Raw genomic sequence first — 16233 nt, forward strand, 5'->3', positions numbered from 1 at the left:
CATTCCTTAGCGTTGAATGCGACCGTTGAGGCGGTCGGCGAATTCGTTGAGCGCACGCTGCAGCTCGCGCTGCTGCTCGGTCATCTCGGCGCGCGTCGGCGCGTCGTCGACGTCGCGCTGGCCGAGCCGCTTGAAGATTTCGACCAGGGCCTCGTTGAGGCGGGTCTGGCGTTCGCTGCTGTCCTGCAGGTGGTTGACCAACGGATCGAACGCCGACTGCAGCGACGGCACCAGCGAGGTCTGCAGCGACGAGCCGAGACCGCTCAGCACTTTGCACAGATCCGGCGCCGGGGCGGTCGGGGCCGCCGGCGGTTGCGCCTGCGCTTGCGCCACGCGTTCCAACGCCGCGAGGATTTCCTGCCACGGCGCCGATGGCGCCGGCTCGGCACGGCTCGCGGCCTGAGTGGCCGACTGATCGAGCGAGCGCACGCTCTCGACCAGGTCGTTGAGCTGCGCCACGACTCGGGTGCCGACATCGGCGTCGCCCGCGCCCATCGCCTTGTTGCGCTGGAAGTCGCGTTTGATCTGGGCCCAGCGCGCGGCCTGCGTCTCGTCGAGGGTGCCGCGCATCTCGCCGAGCTTGAGCAGGTTCTCCTCGGCGCCGCTGGTCAGCAATTGCGCCTCGCCGAGGTAGTGGTCGCCGATCAGCTGCTGCAACTCGGCCTCGTTCATCACCGGCGAGATCTTCTCGGCGAGCTTGTTCATGTTGCGATAGCTGCCCTGCAGTTTGAACGGCGGCTCGGTGCGGTAGCTCTCGGCCTGGGCGGCGCTGGCGATGTATTGCTGATTGACCCGGTAGACCACGTCGCGCACCTTCACCAACCGCTCCAGGGTGGCGACGATCTCGTTGATCTCGGCGCCGCTGTAGGCATGGCTGAGTTCGTTGGCCGAGAACGGCTTGCCCTGGGCCTTGTCGACGAAGCGATACAGGTCGGCCATCTCGCGCGTCGCCAGCGGCGCCAGCACCGGGTTCGAGGTCAGGCTGTTCTCGATGTAGCTGAGCACGAACGAGGCTTCCATGCCGCCGAGCACGTCGCCGAGGTTGTAGATGTCGGCGCGGTTGGCGAGCATGTCCGGGATCTTGAAGACCTCGCCGGACTCGGTGTACGGGTTGCCGGCCATGACCACGCAGAACTTCTTGCCGCGCATGTCGTAGGTGCGGGTGCGGCCCTTCCAGACGCCTTCGATGCGACGGGTGCCGTCGCACAGGGAGATGAATTTCTGCAGGAACTCGGGATGGGTGTGCTGGATGTCGTCCACATACAGCATCACGTTGTTGCCCATCTCCAGGGCCAGGTTGAGCTTGTCGAGTTCCTGGCGCGAGGTCGCATCGGGCGCCTGCTCGGGGTCTAGCGAGCGCACCTCGTGGCCCAGGGCCGGCCCGTTGATCTTCATGAAGATCAGGCCGAGCCGGTGCGCCACGTATTCCATCAAGGTGGTTTTGCCGTAGCCCGGCGGCGAGATCATCATCAGCAGGCCCATCAGGTCGCTGCGCTTGCTTTCGCCGACCGTGCCCATCTGCTTGGCGAGGTTGTCGCCGATCACCGACAGGTAGACGTCGTTGATGAGCTTGTTGCGCACGAACGAGGTCAGCGGGCGCGGCTTGAACTCGTCCAGGCGCAGGGCGTGGCGCTCGCGGCCGACGATTTCCTGGCGCAAGGCCTGGTAGCGCTGGAAGCCGGGGACGAAGGTCTCGCGGTGGTGGCGCAGGCGCGCCGACCAGTCGTCGATGGCCAAGGTCATGCGGCCCTCGGCAATGCGCGGATGCTCGCCGAGCAGCCCTTGCACCGGCGCGCTCAGGTCGACCTCGGTGATCTTCTTCGGGAAGCGTTCGTCGAGCAGCAACAAGGTCGCCGCTTCGGCGGCATAGGCCGCGACCGGAGCGAGTTCGGGCGAACGCGCCAGCGCCTCGACCCAGTTCATCGCCAGCGCCCAACGTGCGGCGACGCGGTCGCCGAGGCCGTCCAGAGCCTGGACGAAGCCATCCCACATCCGCGCCGCGGTGAGTTTCTCGCGCAACGCCTGCAGCAGTTGCTGGGCGTACTTGCTGAACACGAATTGCGGGTGTTCGGCCGACAGCTCCAGCACCAGGTATTCGGCGGCGCGCGGCGTCAGCGCCGGGTCGATCGCCAGGGTCTGCTGCTGGGCATAGCCGGTCATCGCCGCGGCGATCTCGGTGCGCAGCGATTCCAGGCCCGCGGCGCTGGCGAACAACTGATGAATGTCGCGCGCGGTGCGCGCGCGTTCCGGCCATTGCCGGGCGTCGGTTTGTTCGCCGACCTGCGACCAGAACAGCGCCGCCCAGGCGCGCGCGGCCGGCTCGAAGCCGAGGCTGCCGGCGCTGTCGCGCAAGGGCAGCAAGGCCTGCAGGATCAGGCTGGCGTCGTGGTCGTGGATGCCCTTTTCGTAGCCTTCGCGATAGCGCGGCGCGGCGAAGTCGCGCACGCTGCGCGCGAGCGCTTCCGGCTGCGCCAGTTGCTGACGCAACAGGTCCAGGCTGAGGCCGTCGCGGTTGGCGCTGGCCGCCTCGATCACCAGGCCGGCCAGGTACTCGCCGCGATACAGCTGCGGCGATTCCGAATCCATCGACACGCCCCAGTAATCGCGTGCGGCATCGAGTTCGGGGTTGCGCAGCGGCTCGAAGAAGTCGGTGCCGGTCAGGTGCAGGTTGAGCACGTCGCCGCGCGGCAGCAGGGTCAGGTCGAGCTCCTGGGTGTTGACGCTGAAGCGGTGGCGCGGCCCCAGCTTGATGACGTTGCCGCCTTCCTCGAACAACTCGCTGCGGTCGCGCAGCGCGCGCACCGCCTGGTCGCGCGCGCCCTTCAGGCGCGCCTCGACGTCGTCGGCCTTGACGCTGTCCTTGAGCGTACGCAGGCGCTCGGCCAGTTCGCGCAGCTTGAGGATCAGCGGGTCGCTGGCGAAGAAGGCGTTGAGCTCGTCGCTGCCGGCGAAGCGCGCGGTGCGCCGGCCGAGGCCGTCGAGGATGCGGGTGGCCGCATCCATCACCGCCTGGGCCTTGCGCTGGCGGTCGTCGAGCAGGGTCTGCTTGTGCGCTTCGAAGGTCTCGAGCAGTTCCTCGCGCTTGGACAGGATGTCGCCGAGGAACGCCTCGTGCTCGCCGAACTGACTTTCCAGTTCCTCCAACTGCACCATCAGCCGCGACAACTGCTCGTCGGCGCGCTCGGGGTCCTGGGCCAGCGACAGGGCGCTGGCGATGCTCTGTCCGAACAGGGTGAACTGGGCGCCGAACTGGGCCACCGACTCGCTCGACCCCAGGCTTTTGCGACGCTGCTCGGCGCGCGCCTTGGCCTGGTTGAGCTTGGCGTAGATCTCCGAGATCGATTCGACGATGCGGGTGCGCTGGGTGGCGTCGTCGACCTTGAGCGTCGCCATCAACGCCGACAGCATGTCGAGGTCGCCCGACATCGCCTGCATCTGTCCGATCGGTTCGAGCAACTGCGCCACACTCACGGCCTGCTGGGCCTGCGCTTCCAATGCGTGCAAACGCTCGGCCAACGGCAGCAGGGCCTTGTCGCCGGCGAGGAAGGCGCCGGTCGCCGCGGCGGTGCGCTCGTGCGCGGCGATCAGCGCCTGTTCCATCGCATCGATGCCGGCGACGTCGATATAGCGGTAGTCGCGGATCGTGAGCAGATGGCCGCGCTGCGCGGTCAGGCCGTTGAGGGCGTCGACGAACTCCTGCACCCGCTCCCAGTTTTCCGGCTGCAGGGCGTCGAGCAAGGCTTTCTGGCGCGTGCGCGCCTCGGCCATCGCGCGCTCGGACTGGCTGCGGATGCCTTCGACTTTCTCGTACTCGTCGAGCACCGACTCGGCGGTCGCGGCGATCTCGCGCAGCAGCGGCGCGGTACCGGCGCAGGCGGGGTCGGACAACCAATGGTGGGCGTCGAACAAACGGCGGGTGTTCTGCGCCAGCAGGCCGTAACGCTGCGCCGAGACTTCGGTGGCCTCGATCTCGCGCGACAGGCTCATCAGCTCGGACACGCCGCGCACCAACTCGGCGTTGCCGATCTTGCCCATGAAGCTGTTGCCGGCCGGCTGCTTGGCGGCGAATTCGTCGCTATAGTACGGCGTCTGCCAGACCTGCATCGGGTGCACGCGGGTCGGCTCGTCGCTTTCGGTGGCGAAGATCACCATGCGTCCGTCTTCCAGGCGCGCATAGCCATGGCCGAAGATCGGCGTTTGCAGGCGCCGCTCGATCATGTTGTAGGTGAACATCGCGGTGCGGCCCTGCTCGGGCTCGTAGAACAGGTACAGCACGTCCTCGCCGTTGGGCGAGCGGATGGTGCGCTTGAAGCGCATGCCGTCCATCGCCTGGTCGAAGCGCTTGTGCTCGCCGTTCTGCAGGTAATAGCCGCCCGGGAAGATGATGCCGTGGTCTTCGGGCAACTGGATGCAGGCCAGGCCGATCTCGTCCAGGCGCACCACCTTGCGGGTCAGGGTGTTGAAGACCAGGTAGCGCCACTGTTCTTCGCGGTACGGCAGGATCTTGAGCAGGATCAGGCTGCCGACGCGGGCGTAATCGACTTGGGCGTCGTCGAGCGATTGGGTCTTGTCGGCGACCGGCTCGCGGTAGATGCCCTGGCCGTCCTCGGTGTTGTTCTCGATCTTGACCGTAAGGTCGCCGTTGACGGTCTCGACGAACACGCTGTCGAGAATGTTCAGATGCGGGTGGCGGCCGTTGACCACCATCTCGCGGGTGGCGCGGGTCCACTCGAAATCGAACGGCGCCGGCAGGGCGATGTCGCGCTCGCCGCGGTTGTCGATGTAGCTCACCTCACCGCCCGGCGCGATCGCCCAGCGGAACACGCGCAGGTCGGTGATGCGCTCGCCGATCTGGAACGCGGCCAGCAGCTTGCCGTCGCGCACGATCAGCTGGATCAGGCGGGTGTTCTTGTAATACGCATACAGCTCGCGGAAATCCTGGGCGAAGCTGTCGATGCCGAGGAAGCTGCCCTTGAGCTCGACCGGGGTGACGTCGTAGCCCTCCGGCCCCTGCACCAGCTTGTACAGCGCGAACACATCCTCGACCCGGGTTTCTTTCTTGAGCCCGAGGAAGACGTTGTAGCCGAACACCAGGCAGTCGCCGACCTGGACGATGTCGCGCGCGACGCAGTTGTTCTCGGTGCGCAGGCGGAAGCGCCCGACCACCTCCATCTGGCTGCTGCCGAACTCGGCGAGGCGCTGCTGGTTCAGGCCCTGGGCGATGTCGCGCAGGCGCTGGCCCTGTTCGGCCAGGCGTTTGCTCAAAACCTCATAAGCGCCGCCCTGGGCGACCGCCTGGTCCACGGCTTGATTCGCCGCCGCGCTGGTGGCGCCGCCGTCGTTCGCGTTCTCGCCCGTCGCCGTGCCCGGCTTGGTGTCCGCCATGTGTCCGTCCTAACGATCCTGCCGGCCGCGCGCTGAGCCGCGCCGCCGGCGTGCTGCCATGCGCCGCCGATGGCGGCGGCGCGTTCCTTGGTCCGTGTTGCTGGGTTCCGGCCGCGAGCGGTCAGGAGTCCAGCACGGTCTCGCTGGAAGCCTTGCCTTCGCCCTTGCCGTCGGACTTGCCGTCCGACTTGGCCAGTAAACGCTGCAGCACGTCCTGCACGATCGGGCTCTTGCCGGCCACACCCTCGATCGCCTTGCCGACCGACAGCGCCTTGGCGAAGGAATTGAAGAACTCGCCTTCGCCGCCGACGATGTCGATGTTGGCCTTGCTGAGCGCGGCGGCCAGCACGTCGGCCTGCTCCTTGGCGACTTCCTTGTTGGCCTCGATCGAAGCGATCGCCTGCTCGAAGTTCTTCTCCAGCTGCATGCGGAACTCTTCGTGCGAGCGGGCCTGGTCGCTCAACGAATCCAGCGCGCCGAACTTCTGCGACAGGCCTTCGGCCTCGGACTTGAACTTCTGCAGCAGCACTTCGGCTTCCGACAGGCCCAGGTCCTTGGTCGCCTTGGCCTTGGCCGCGCCGAGTTGCTCGTCGCCGCGCGCCTGCGCGAACAGGTTCTCTTCCAGCACCTTGGCGTCGGACAGGCCCTGCTTCTGCTTGGCGTCGGCCTGCGCTTCGATCACGCGCGCCTGCGCCAGGCCCTTCTCCTGCTCGCCGCGGGCTTCCGCGGCCAGGGTCTCGGCGATCACGCGCGCCTTGGCCATGCCTTCCTTCTCGCTCGCCGCGGCGGTGACTTCGCGCACCCGCGCGTCGGCCAGGCCGGGCGCGGCGCGCTCGGCCTCGATGCCTTCGGCCAGCTTCTTCTTGGCTTCGGACTGCTTGCCGGCCGCTTCCAGCTCGGCCTGCGCCAGCACCGTCATCTCGCCGGCGCGGTGCTTGGACGCGGTCTCGTTGGCCTCGGCCTGCTTGACCTGGCGCACCAGCTCTTCCTCGGCCGCGGCCTGCGCATTCAGCACCGTCACCTGCTTGGCGCGATCGGCCTCGGACACCGCGCGCACTTCCTTGATGCGCTCTTCTTCCTGGGCCACGGTCTTCTCGACCGCGATGCGCTCGCGGATGACGTTGGCGATTTCCTTGCGCTGTTCTTCCAGCGCCTTTTCCTTCTCGATCCGGTTCAGTTCGACCTCGCGCTCGCGCGAGACGACTTCCAGATCCTTGGCGCGGGTGACCTTCTCGACCTCGATCACCACCGCGCGCTGGCGGTTCTGCTGGGCCACTTCGACTTCGCGCTGGCGGTTCTGCTCGCGGATGTCGAGCTGCTCCTGCACCGAGATGCGCGCCTGCTCGGACTTCAGCCGCTCTTCTTCCTGCACCTTGGCGGTTTCGGCCTGCTCGCGCGCCTGGATGGTCTGGATTTCGCGCTTCTGCCGCGCCTCGGCGTCGGCTTGCTGGCGTTCCAGGGCGAGCATGGCCTCGCGGGTTTCTACGTTCTTCTTGGTGATCGCCAGCTGCTCGTTGCGCTCGAGCTCGTTGGTGATGACGTTCTGCGCCGCAGTCAGCTCGGTGATCTTGCGGATGCCCTCGGCGTCGAGGATGTTGGTCGGGTCGAGCGAGGACTTCGGGGTCTGCTCCAGGTAGTCGATGGCGACGTCTTCGAGCACGTAGCCGTTGAGGTCGTTGCCGATCACCTCGACGATGCGGTCGCGGAATTCCTGGCGGTTCTCGAACAGCTTGACGAAGTCGATCTGCTTGCCGACCGTCTTCAACGCCTCGGAGAACTTGGCGTTGAACAGCTCATTGACCGCGGTGCGGTCGGAGGCGCGGTCCACGCCGATCGACTTGGCGACCTTGAGCACGTCCTGCTGGGTCTCGTTGACGCGCAAGTAGAACGCCACGGTGATGTCGGCGCGCATGTTGTCCTTGCAGATCAATCCATCCTTGGCGCGGCGGTCGACCTCCAGGGTAATCAAGGAGATCTTCATGAACTCCTTCTTGTAGATCACCGGATACACCAGCGCGCCGGTGAAATGCACCTTCGGCATGGAGGACATGTCGTTGACGATCAGCGCCGTGCCCTGCGGGACCTTGATGTAGAAGGCCTTGAACATCATCAGCAGGACGAACACGACCAGAATGCCCAGACCCACCAGGGTCAGGACCATGAAAATACCCGACGGAAAATTCATTCTTGCATCTCCCTATGACTCGACTTCGATACGGATGGCGGCGACCGACGAGGGTCAGGCGCCGCGGAATTCGTCTTCGCTGACCACGCGGTAGGCGTTCTGGTCGGCGAGATACTCGATCAACACCACGCGGTCCCCGCGCTTGAAACGTTCGCCGCCTTCGTCGCGGATCTGCAGGATCAGGCCGGCGCCGCCGTCCTCGATGGCCGCGGTGCCGGTGACCCGGGACACGCCCGGGCTGCGAATCACCGCGGTCTGGCCGAGCAGCGGCCGCGGCGGCTCGGGCTGCATCTTGCGCAGCAAGCGCCGCACCGGACGCAGCGCGAACGCGGCGACCGGAATCGCCAACACGAAGGCGACCACCAGCGCGACGATGTCGGCGACGAAACGCAGGCCGCCATCCGGCAGCAGGCGCAGCAGATACAGGTCGGCGAGGTAGGTCAGCGCCCAGGCCGTGGCGACCAGCACGCTGAGCACGACAGTCACCGGAATGCCGCCGAGCCCCAGGCGCATCAGGGGATCGAACACGCTTTGATGGTGATGGGCGCCGTCGGCCAGCGATTGATCGCCGAGCGTATGGCCGTGCGCCGGGCCGTGGACATGGCCGTCGCCGCCGAAGTGGCCATGGCCGTGGCCGAACAGACCGTCGGCTACGTCCATGCCGACCAGGCCGAGCGCCGACAACAGCCAATAGCCGACCACCACGCCCAGCAGGACGGAGTAGAACGCCGTTGGAAACGAAAACACGATCTGCAGAAACTCGATCATCACCCCTCCCTCCCCGCGTGCCGCGCTCCCTGCGGCGCCTCCATGAAACCGGTCAGCCCGGCAGTTTCTGTCGCAGCCGCAGCAACACCGCTTCGGCGCCGGCATCGTCGGCGATGATGCCGGCCTCGCGCAGCTTGCGTTCCAGCGCGTCGGAGCCGTCGTGGCGCGCCAATTCGGTCGCCGCCTCCATGCGCGCGCCGCGCTCGGCCTGCTTCTGCTTGATCCGCGCCAACGAGTCGACCGCAGTCTGCAAACGGTTCTGCGGCCCGGCATAACGATGCGCGACTGCGGCCTGCGCGCGCTGCATGCTCTCGGTGGCCTTGACCGTGTCGAGTTGCTGCTTGAGACGGCGGATATTGCCCTCGGCCATGGCGATGGCCTTGCGCAGCTCGGTGGCGCTCAGCGCCAGTTGCTGCACGTGGCGCTCGTCGTCGCCGCGGCCGGCTTCGAGCAGCACGATCTTGTCGGCGACTTCGCGCGCCAGCGATTCGTCGCCGGATTCCAGCGCCTTGATTGCATAGGTTTCGTATTCGGCGACCTTGTCGCTGGAGTCGCTCAAGCGCCGTTGCGCCAGCGAATGGCGGGCGATCAGCTCGGCCAGCGATTCGCGCGAGCGGCGCAGCTCCAGATCGCAGTCGCGGATCTCCTGGTCGAGGATGCGCAGCGCCTGGCTGTCGACCCAGGCCTCGCCGAGCTCGCGCGCACCGCCGCGGATCGAGGTCAGCAGCTTGCTCCAGATATTGGCGGGCGGATCGGACGTCGACATCAGGCCACCTCCAGCAACTGCGTTTCGTAGGCTTCGGTCGCCTTGATGACGTTGTCGGCGAGGGTCTCGATTTCGTAGAGCACGTTCGACAACGACGAGGCCGCGCTGAGCGCGCCGAACATCATGTACACCGCTTCGCCGTCGGCGAGGGTCTCGATGCCGATCGTCGACAACGGGAACACCTTGTGGGTGCGCAGCACTTCTTCGTTGAACGCCGAGGCGTCGCGCACGTGCGCGACCGGCCACAGCAGCGCCTCGACCACGATTTGTTCGCCGACCACGGCCACGAACAGCGGCAGGTCGCCGTATTCGGCCATCACCAGGTGCAGGCTGGGTTCGGCGCCGTCGATCAGCTCGATCTGCGAATCGCCGTAGATGAATTCTTCGTCCTGCGACAGCGCATCGTACAAACCCGCGGCCGTCCAGACCTTGCCATCGCTCATCGCGCCCTCCGCGCGTCCTCGCCCCGACACCGCACCGCGCGGCTGCCGCATCCGTCGCTCCACCGCCATGAGCTCCTCGGAAAATTCCGGCAGCACCCACAGCTCCTTCTTGACCAGCCCCTTCTCGCGCAATCGTTCGCGATGTTTGCGCTGGTAGTAGGCGGAGGATCGACGTTCCATGTCATTCACGATAAGTCATCACATGTGACACTGGCAAGCATGACATGTGATATGCCGACGAACGGTGGGGAGTGGCCACGCCGGCCAAACATAGCTTTTATTTCAGTCACTTATGTGGCGACCGGGGTGACGAACGTTTCGACGCCAGCTAGGCCGAGCCTCCGCACGACCCGAGGCGACCGGGTAACCGATAGCGACTCGCGACCGGGGAGTCCGCGGTCGCGGCTTGCGACGCTCCTACCCCAGAGCGGCCTCCGGGTAGGAGCGTCGCAAGCCGCGACCACGCCAAGACGACTACGACGCAACCATCTCGACTGCAGATGACCGACGCGAATCCCGAATCCCGAATCAAAGGATGCCGACAGACACGATCTACCCGCACGCCACCGCCGCGACCCGGTCGTTGCCGACCGGATCGCGACGCGGATCGTCTCAGGCGGAAATACCGTGCTGCTTACGGGCTTCGTCGATGCGGCGCTTCACGTCGGCATCGAGCGTGCCGAGTTCGGCCTGCTTGAAGATGTTGTCGAGCACGCGCTTTTCGTCGTCGTCGACGATCTGGTCGCGCAGCGCCAGGTCGAGCAGCTTCTGCAGTTCGGCGACGTCGAGCGTGCCGTCGTTGGTGAACACCGGGATCGAGGCGAGAGCGATCTCGAGGTGGCTCTTGGGCTGGGCCATGGCGGCAACTCCGTTGCGGTGGGTGAAGTCCTGGACGCGACGGCGGTCTAGGCGGGCGCGTGATGGGGTCGACTATAGCAAGCCCGAGCTACGCGGTAGCGGTCATCGAGGACTGGGCCGCGCTGTTGCCGTTGCCGTTGCCGTTGCCGTTGCCGTTGCCGAGATTTTGACCTGCCTTGCCGCTTTACCGGTCAACAGTAGACCCGGAGGGCGGCGCACAGGACGTGCGCCGTTTTTCGATAAGACAGGGACGTCTTATCGAAAAATCCCGGTGACAGCTACGCACTCGTGGCCTGTGCCCTTGCAAGGAGAGCCCTTTTCTTTGGTTACCTTTCTTTTGGGCTTAGCAAAAGAAAGTAACCCGCACCCTTTAGGGGGCGGAAGCTCTGCACTTGCTTATGGCGTTCATACAAACAAGGTCAAACGCTAAAAGCTTCCGCCACTAAAGCGGCGGGTTACTTTCTTTTGTCTAAAGCAACAAAAGTCCGTCTGGATTCCCTTCGGTCAAAAGTAACCAAAGAAAAATGCTTTTCTTTGAATCACAGGCCCGCACGAGCGGTGCATACGCAGGGATTTTTCATACGGGACATTCCTGTCCCGATGAAAAACGGCCCGCATCCATGCGGGCCGCCCTCCGGGTCTTCCGTTGCCTTCGCGAGTGCGAATCGGCGCACAGCAAGGGGCAACGACAGCGACAGCGACAAGCAACATCGCGCACGCCAAAGGCTCACTCGACGCGACACCGACACCCGAACCCCCAAAAGCAAAAAGCCCGGCGCTTTCGCACCGGGCTTTTGGTATTCGACTGCACCGCCGGCTCGCGCCGCACGGCTCAAGCAGGCATTACCAGACCACTTCGGCCATCGAGCAGTTCAGGCCCGAACCGATGCCGAGCAGCGCAACGCGGCTGCCCTTCTTCAGGCGACCCATCTCGCGCAGCTTGCTCAACACGATCGGCACCGAGGCCGGACCGATGTTGCCGTGCTCGCCGAAGATGGTCATGACCTTCTTCGGGTCGATGCCGAAGGCCTTGAGGAAGGCCTGGGTGTGGGCGCGACTGACCTGGTGGATGACGAATTCGTCGAGCTCTTCGACCGCCCAACCCAACGCGGCCTTGGCCGCGGCGAAGGTCTTGTGGCCGAGCTTGAGGCCTTCGATCATCAGCATGCGGCCGTCGGCCACCATGCGGTCGTGATGCAGGTCGCCCAGGCACAGCTGGTTCCACTCGGTCGCCGAACGGGTCACGCCGCCGCGGTAACGCGGGGCGCCCGGGGCGAGTTCGGCGCGCGCGAGCACCATCGCGGCGGCGCCGCTGCCGAGCGTCAGGGTCGCCATCTCGTCGCGCAGCTGCGACTCGGTGACGTCGGCCTTGCTCAGGCGCTCGATGGTCTTCTCGTAGGCGAGGTTGGCGGTTTCGCCGTCGACGACCAGGGCGTAGTCGATCTCGCCGCGCTCGATCATGCGGCCGGCGATGTCCATGCCGTTGAGGAAGGCGAGACAGGCGTTGGCGACGTCGAAGTTCTGGCAGTTCTCGCCCAGGCGCAGATTGCCGGCGACGATGCTGGCCGTGGACGGCTCCAGGTAATCGCGGCTCACCGAGGTGTTGACGAGCAGGCCGATGCGATCGGTATCGACCGCGGCATCGGCGAGCGCCTTGACGGCGGCCAGGGTTGCGGCGTCGGATGCGCGCATTTCGCCGTCCCACAGACGACGCTCGTGCACGCCGGCGACATCCTGCAGCACATTGACCTTGATGCCGAGGCGATCGAGGGTGGGCTTGAGGCGGGCGTTGATTTCGTCGGAGGTCAGCTTGCGCGGAGCATCGACATGAGCGAGCCCGGCAATAGCGACGTGTTGGAACAGCATGGGCGCAAACCCTTCGCGGACAAAGTGCGACAGATTAGCGCCTTCACGACCCCTATGCATTAGCCATGCTTGGCCTGCGGCCGGTACCCGGCGCTCGCCCCGCGCCATAAACCCCTTGAAAAACAGCGGATTAGGACAGCGCGAGAGGCCTTAACAGGCCGTACGCGAGAGTTTGGAAATGCGCTCAGCCGCCCACAGGATAGGTCTGAGCGGCCGCCGAAGGCGCCGATTGCGCAGCCGGGGCCGCGCCGGGGCCGCAGCGGTAGGCGGCAAAACGCTGCTGGCCGTCGGCCGGCGCTGCCACCGGCTGGATGGTATCGGCCTGCAGACCGGGGGCTTCGTTGCGCGCCAGGGTTTCGAGTTCTTCGCGCACGCGCAGGACGTTGCGTTCGTAGAAGGCGACGTTGTGCTTGACCGCGACGACGACTTCGCCGCGCTTCTCGCAACCCGACGGCGCCGGGCCGCCGGAGAGCACGCGCACCGCTTGTGCGCCGGGCGCCATCTGCACCCAGGTGCAGGCCGAGCCCATCAGGGCCAGGGTCGAAGCCAGGGAGACGATTGCCAACGCGCGCATGGAAACCTCGTTAGGGATGCGATCGCGCGCATTGTCACCGGAATCGGCTGAGCGCGGTAGGAATGGGGCGCTGGGCGGAGAGAGCGAAGGCGGAAGCAAATCCCCCCTGCCCCCCTTTTGCAAAGGGGGGAATCCGTCTTGGGGATGCGAAGTGACGAGTGCAGCGCTGCTCCGCTTGCTGCCATCGAAAGTACAACTGCAAAAAGCGCCCCGCCCATGCCCCCTTTTAGAAAGGGGGCGGCGACCGCGAAGCGGGCGCGGGGGATTTAGCTTTTGCTTTTGCTTTTACTACAGCCGCCACTGCGTCTGCTCCACAAACGCCAACGGGCCGCCTCCGAAGAGGCGGCCCGTCGCGTTGCATGACATCAACCGATCGGCTCAGTGCACCGGCTTGCCGTCCTGGTCGATCACTTCGACTTCGCCGAGCTTGAGCGCGCGGATCGGCTGTTCGATCTTCGACAGGTCGCCGACCACCACCCAGGTCAATGCGGCCGGGTCGAGGGTCTTCGCCGCGGCCTGCGCCAGCGCCGGGGTCATCGCTTCGTTGCGCGCCTTGTACTCGAGGATGTAGTCCGCAGGACGGCCGTAGCGCTGGTCGGCGCTGACCTGGGCCATCAGGGCGTCGGTGGTCTCGTACGCGCCCGGCAGGCTCAAGGTATTCGAGGCGCGGATCTTGGCGACCTCGGCGGCGCTGATCGGCGCGCTGCCGCTGGCGAAGGACTCGATCTCGCGCTTGAGCTCGGCCAGCGACTCCACGGTCTTGTCCGACTGCACCGCGGCCTGGGCGATCCACGGCCGCTGGCCCTTGGCGTTGCCCGAGCCGCTGTAGGAACCGTAGGCCCAGTGCTTGTCCTCGCGCAGGTTCATGTTGAGGCGCGAGCTGAATTCGCCGCCGAGCACGCCGTTGGCGAAATCGAAGTCGATGGTGCCGGCATCGCCGGTCGGTGCGATCAGCTCGCCGACGTAGAGGTTGGACTGGATCGCGCCGGGCTGGTCGACCAGGAACACGCGCGGCGCCTTCGGGCGCGCCACCGTGGCCAGTGCCGGCAGGGCCGGTGCGTTGGCGCCGGCTTTCCAGTCGCCGAAACGGCGCTCCAACTGCGGCACGATCTGCGCCAGGGTGGTGTCGCCGACCACGAACACGCGGGCACGGTCGGGCTGCAGCCAATCGCGATGGAAGGCGACCAGGTCGTCGCGGCTCAGCGACGCGATCGAGGCCTCGGTGCCGGTGCCGGTGAACGGAATCGCATAGGCATGGCCGGCGCCGTACAGCAGCGGCGGCAACACGCGCAGCGCCGCAGTCTGCGGACGCGCCTTCTCCTGCTTGATCCCGGCCAGCCATTGCGCGCGCACGCGTTCGATCTCGGCGGCCTCGAAACGCGGGCGACGGACGACATCGGCGAACAGGTCCAACGACGGTTCGAGCTTATCGGTCAGCGCCGACATCGCGACGTTGGCGCTGTCGAGGCTGGCATTGGACGACAGCTCGACGCCGAGCGCTTCCTTGCGCGCCGACAGTTGCAGCGCGCCGTAGTCGCCGGCGCCTTCGTCGAGCATCGCCATGCCGAAGCTGGCGGTGCCGACCTTCTTGCCGAGGTCGGCGCTGAAACCGCCGGGGAACTCCATCGCCAACTGCACCACCGGGGTTTCGTGGCGCTCGATCAGCACCACTTCCATGCCGTTGCCCAGGCGTGCGTGCTGCGGGGTCGGGAAGTTGAGATCGGGGAAACGCTGGGTCACCGGCACGCCGGTGCTGCGGTCGACCGGGGAGGCCACGGTCTTGAAGCGCGGGTCGGCGGCTGGAATCGCCGCCGGCTGGGTCGCGGGCGCGGCGCGCACGGTTTCCGGCAGCGACGAGGCCGGCTTGTCGCCGGGCTGCACGATCAGGGTGTGCGAGCCGACGCCGAGCCAACGACGGCCCGCGGCCTGCACGCTGGCCGGGGTCGCCGCGGCGAGTTCCTTGAGTTCGTCGCGATAGCAGTCGGGCTTGCCGAGCAGCACCGCGCAGCGCGCGAGCACGTCGGACTTGCCGCCGAAACCGCCGATGCGTTCGACCCCGCGGACGAAGTCGGCACGGCTCGCGGTCTTGGCCTGTTCGAGCTCCTGCGCGGTCGGGCCTTGTTCGATCAGGCGCTTGATCTCTTCGTCGATGGCGGCGCGCACCTTGGCCGGGTCGACGCCCTGCTTGACGTTGGCGACCACCACCAGGGTGCCGCTGATCTCGGCGTCGTTGATCGACACGCTGGCGCTGTCGGCGATGCGGTCGGCGTGGACCAGGCGCGCGTCCAGGCGCGAGGCCGCGCTGCCGCCGAGGACCTGCGCGAACAGGCCGAGCTCGGTGCCGTCGGGGCTGCCGAACTCGGCGACCGGCCAGGCGCGGTAAACGCGCGCCTGCGGCACGCGGTCGGGCACGGTTTCCTCGGTGTCGCGCTCGCGCTTGGGCACGCGCGCGGCCATGTCGGGCAGGGTCGCGCTGGCCGGGATGTCGCCGAAGTAGCGCAGCGCCTTGTCCTTGGCGGTCGCCACGTCGATGTCGCCGGCGAGCACCAGCACCGCGTTGTTGGGGCCGTACCAACTGCGGAACCAAGTCTTGACGTCGTCGAGCGAGGCCGCATCGAGGTCGGCCATCGAGCCGATGGTCTGCCAGCTGTAGGGGTGGTCGGCCGGATACAGCGCCTCGTAGAGCTTGGCGCTGATGCGGCGGCCGTAGGGCTGGTTTTCGCCCTGGCGCTTCTCGTTCTGGACCACACCGCGCTGTTCGTCGAGGGTTTTCTGGTCGATCGCGCCGAGCAGATGGCCCATGCGGTCCGATTCCATCCACAGCGCCATGTCGAGCGCGGTGGTCGGCACGTTCTGGAAGTAGTTGGTGCGGTCCTGGTTGGTGGTGCCGTTCTGGTCGGTCACGCCGACCAGCTCGAACGGCGCGAAGAACTCGCCCTTGTGGTTCTCCGAGCCCTGGAACATGAGGTGCTCGAACAGATGGGCGAAACCGGTGCGCCCGGCCTGCTCGTTCTTGCTGCCGACGTGGTACCAGACGTTGACCGCGACGATCGGCGCCTTGCGATCGGTATGGACGATCACCCGCAAGCCGTTGGGCAGGGTGAACTCTTCATACGGGATCGAAACCTCGGCCTTCGAGTTCGCGTTGGCGCCGGCGGCCGGTGCCGCCAGCGCCGGCGCGCAGACCGTGCCGGCCAGGGCCGTCGCCAGCGCGAGAGCCAGCGCGGCGGCGCGCGGGCGGGCGGCGCGGAGCGCGTTCGGGGACAACGGGGACTTCGGCGACATGGGCACTCCTGGCTGGGGTCGTCCGCGCGCGGACGAAAGCACCATCCTAGGCGGGTCGAGGCGCCCAGGCACTAGGCCGGCGGTCATAGGGAGTGGCCGGTCG

General features: G+C 66.6%; 8 protein-coding genes and 1 pseudogene. All 9 read right to left on the minus strand.

Going from position 1 to position 16233, the window contains the following annotated elements:
• Nucleotides 1-6: 6 nt before the first annotated feature.
• Nucleotides 7-5385 (minus strand): DNA repair ATPase, encoded by a 5379-nt coding sequence (locus LC490_RS21380; protein ID WP_223621549.1) that lies wholly within the window; start codon nucleotides 5383-5385, stop codon nucleotides 7-9.
• Between the two features lie 121 nt (nucleotides 5386-5506).
• Nucleotides 5507-7570, minus strand: coding sequence for a flotillin family protein (locus tag LC490_RS21385; protein ID WP_031372817.1), 2064 nt, complete (start codon nucleotides 7568-7570; stop codon nucleotides 5507-5509).
• 54 nt (nucleotides 7571-7624) lie between these two features.
• Nucleotides 7625-8338, minus strand: coding sequence for a hypothetical protein (locus tag LC490_RS21390; protein WP_031372818.1), 714 nt, complete (start codon nucleotides 8336-8338; stop codon nucleotides 7625-7627).
• A 52-nt stretch (nucleotides 8339-8390) separates the two neighbouring features.
• Nucleotides 8391-9104 (minus strand): PspA/IM30 family protein, encoded by a 714-nt coding sequence (locus tag LC490_RS21395; protein ID WP_031372819.1) that lies wholly within the window; start codon nucleotides 9102-9104, stop codon nucleotides 8391-8393.
• Nucleotides 9104-9727 (minus strand): DUF2170 family protein, encoded by a 624-nt coding sequence (locus LC490_RS21400; protein ID WP_031372820.1) that lies wholly within the window; start codon nucleotides 9725-9727, stop codon nucleotides 9104-9106. The genes LC490_RS21395 and LC490_RS21400 overlap by 1 nt, the downstream gene beginning before the upstream one ends.
• 432 nt (nucleotides 9728-10159) lie before the next feature.
• On the minus strand, nucleotides 10160-10405 hold the full coding sequence (locus LC490_RS21405) for a hypothetical protein (RefSeq protein ID WP_031372821.1): 246 nt from the start codon (nucleotides 10403-10405) through the stop codon (nucleotides 10160-10162).
• Between the two features lie 843 nt (nucleotides 10406-11248).
• A complete protein-coding gene (locus LC490_RS21410) occupies nucleotides 11249-12271 on the minus strand; it encodes a 3-oxoacyl-ACP synthase III (protein WP_031372746.1) in 1023 nt (340 codons plus the stop codon).
• Between the two features lie 250 nt (nucleotides 12272-12521).
• Nucleotides 12522-12836: pseudogene (locus LC490_RS21415) on the minus strand (DUF4156 domain-containing protein); the annotation flags it as partial.
• A 387-nt stretch (nucleotides 12837-13223) separates the two neighbouring features.
• Nucleotides 13224-16130, minus strand: coding sequence for a pitrilysin family protein (locus LC490_RS21420; RefSeq protein ID WP_223621550.1), 2907 nt, complete (start codon nucleotides 16128-16130; stop codon nucleotides 13224-13226).
• Between the last annotated feature and the right edge of the window lie 103 nt (nucleotides 16131-16233).

Source organism: Lysobacter sp. ESA13C, from assembly GCF_019970005.1.
GTDB lineage: Bacteria > Pseudomonadota > Gammaproteobacteria > Xanthomonadales > Xanthomonadaceae > Lysobacter > Lysobacter antibioticus_B.

What these genes read in the sequence shown, in the direction of transcription:
- LC490_RS21380 (WP_223621549.1), bottom strand. Translation starts at nt 5,385, where the DNA reads ATGGCGGACACCAAGCCGGGCACGGCGACGGGCGAGAACGCGAACGAC.
- LC490_RS21385 (WP_031372817.1), bottom strand. Translation starts at nt 7,570, where the DNA reads ATGAATTTTCCGTCGGGTATTTTCATGGTCCTGACCCTGGTGGGTCTG.
- LC490_RS21390 (WP_031372818.1), bottom strand. Translation starts at nt 8,338, where the DNA reads ATGATCGAGTTTCTGCAGATCGTGTTTTCGTTTCCAACGGCGTTCTAC.
- LC490_RS21395 (WP_031372819.1), bottom strand. Translation starts at nt 9,104, where the DNA reads ATGTCGACGTCCGATCCGCCCGCCAATATCTGGAGCAAGCTGCTGACC.
- LC490_RS21400 (WP_031372820.1), bottom strand. Translation starts at nt 9,727, where the DNA reads ATGGAACGTCGATCCTCCGCCTACTACCAGCGCAAACATCGCGAACGA.
- LC490_RS21405 (WP_031372821.1), bottom strand. Translation starts at nt 10,405, where the DNA reads ATGGCCCAGCCCAAGAGCCACCTCGAGATCGCTCTCGCCTCGATCCCG.
- LC490_RS21410 (WP_031372746.1), bottom strand. Translation starts at nt 12,271, where the DNA reads ATGCTGTTCCAACACGTCGCTATTGCCGGGCTCGCTCATGTCGATGCT.
- LC490_RS21420 (WP_223621550.1), bottom strand. Translation starts at nt 16,130, where the DNA reads ATGTCGCCGAAGTCCCCGTTGTCCCCGAACGCGCTCCGCGCCGCCCGC.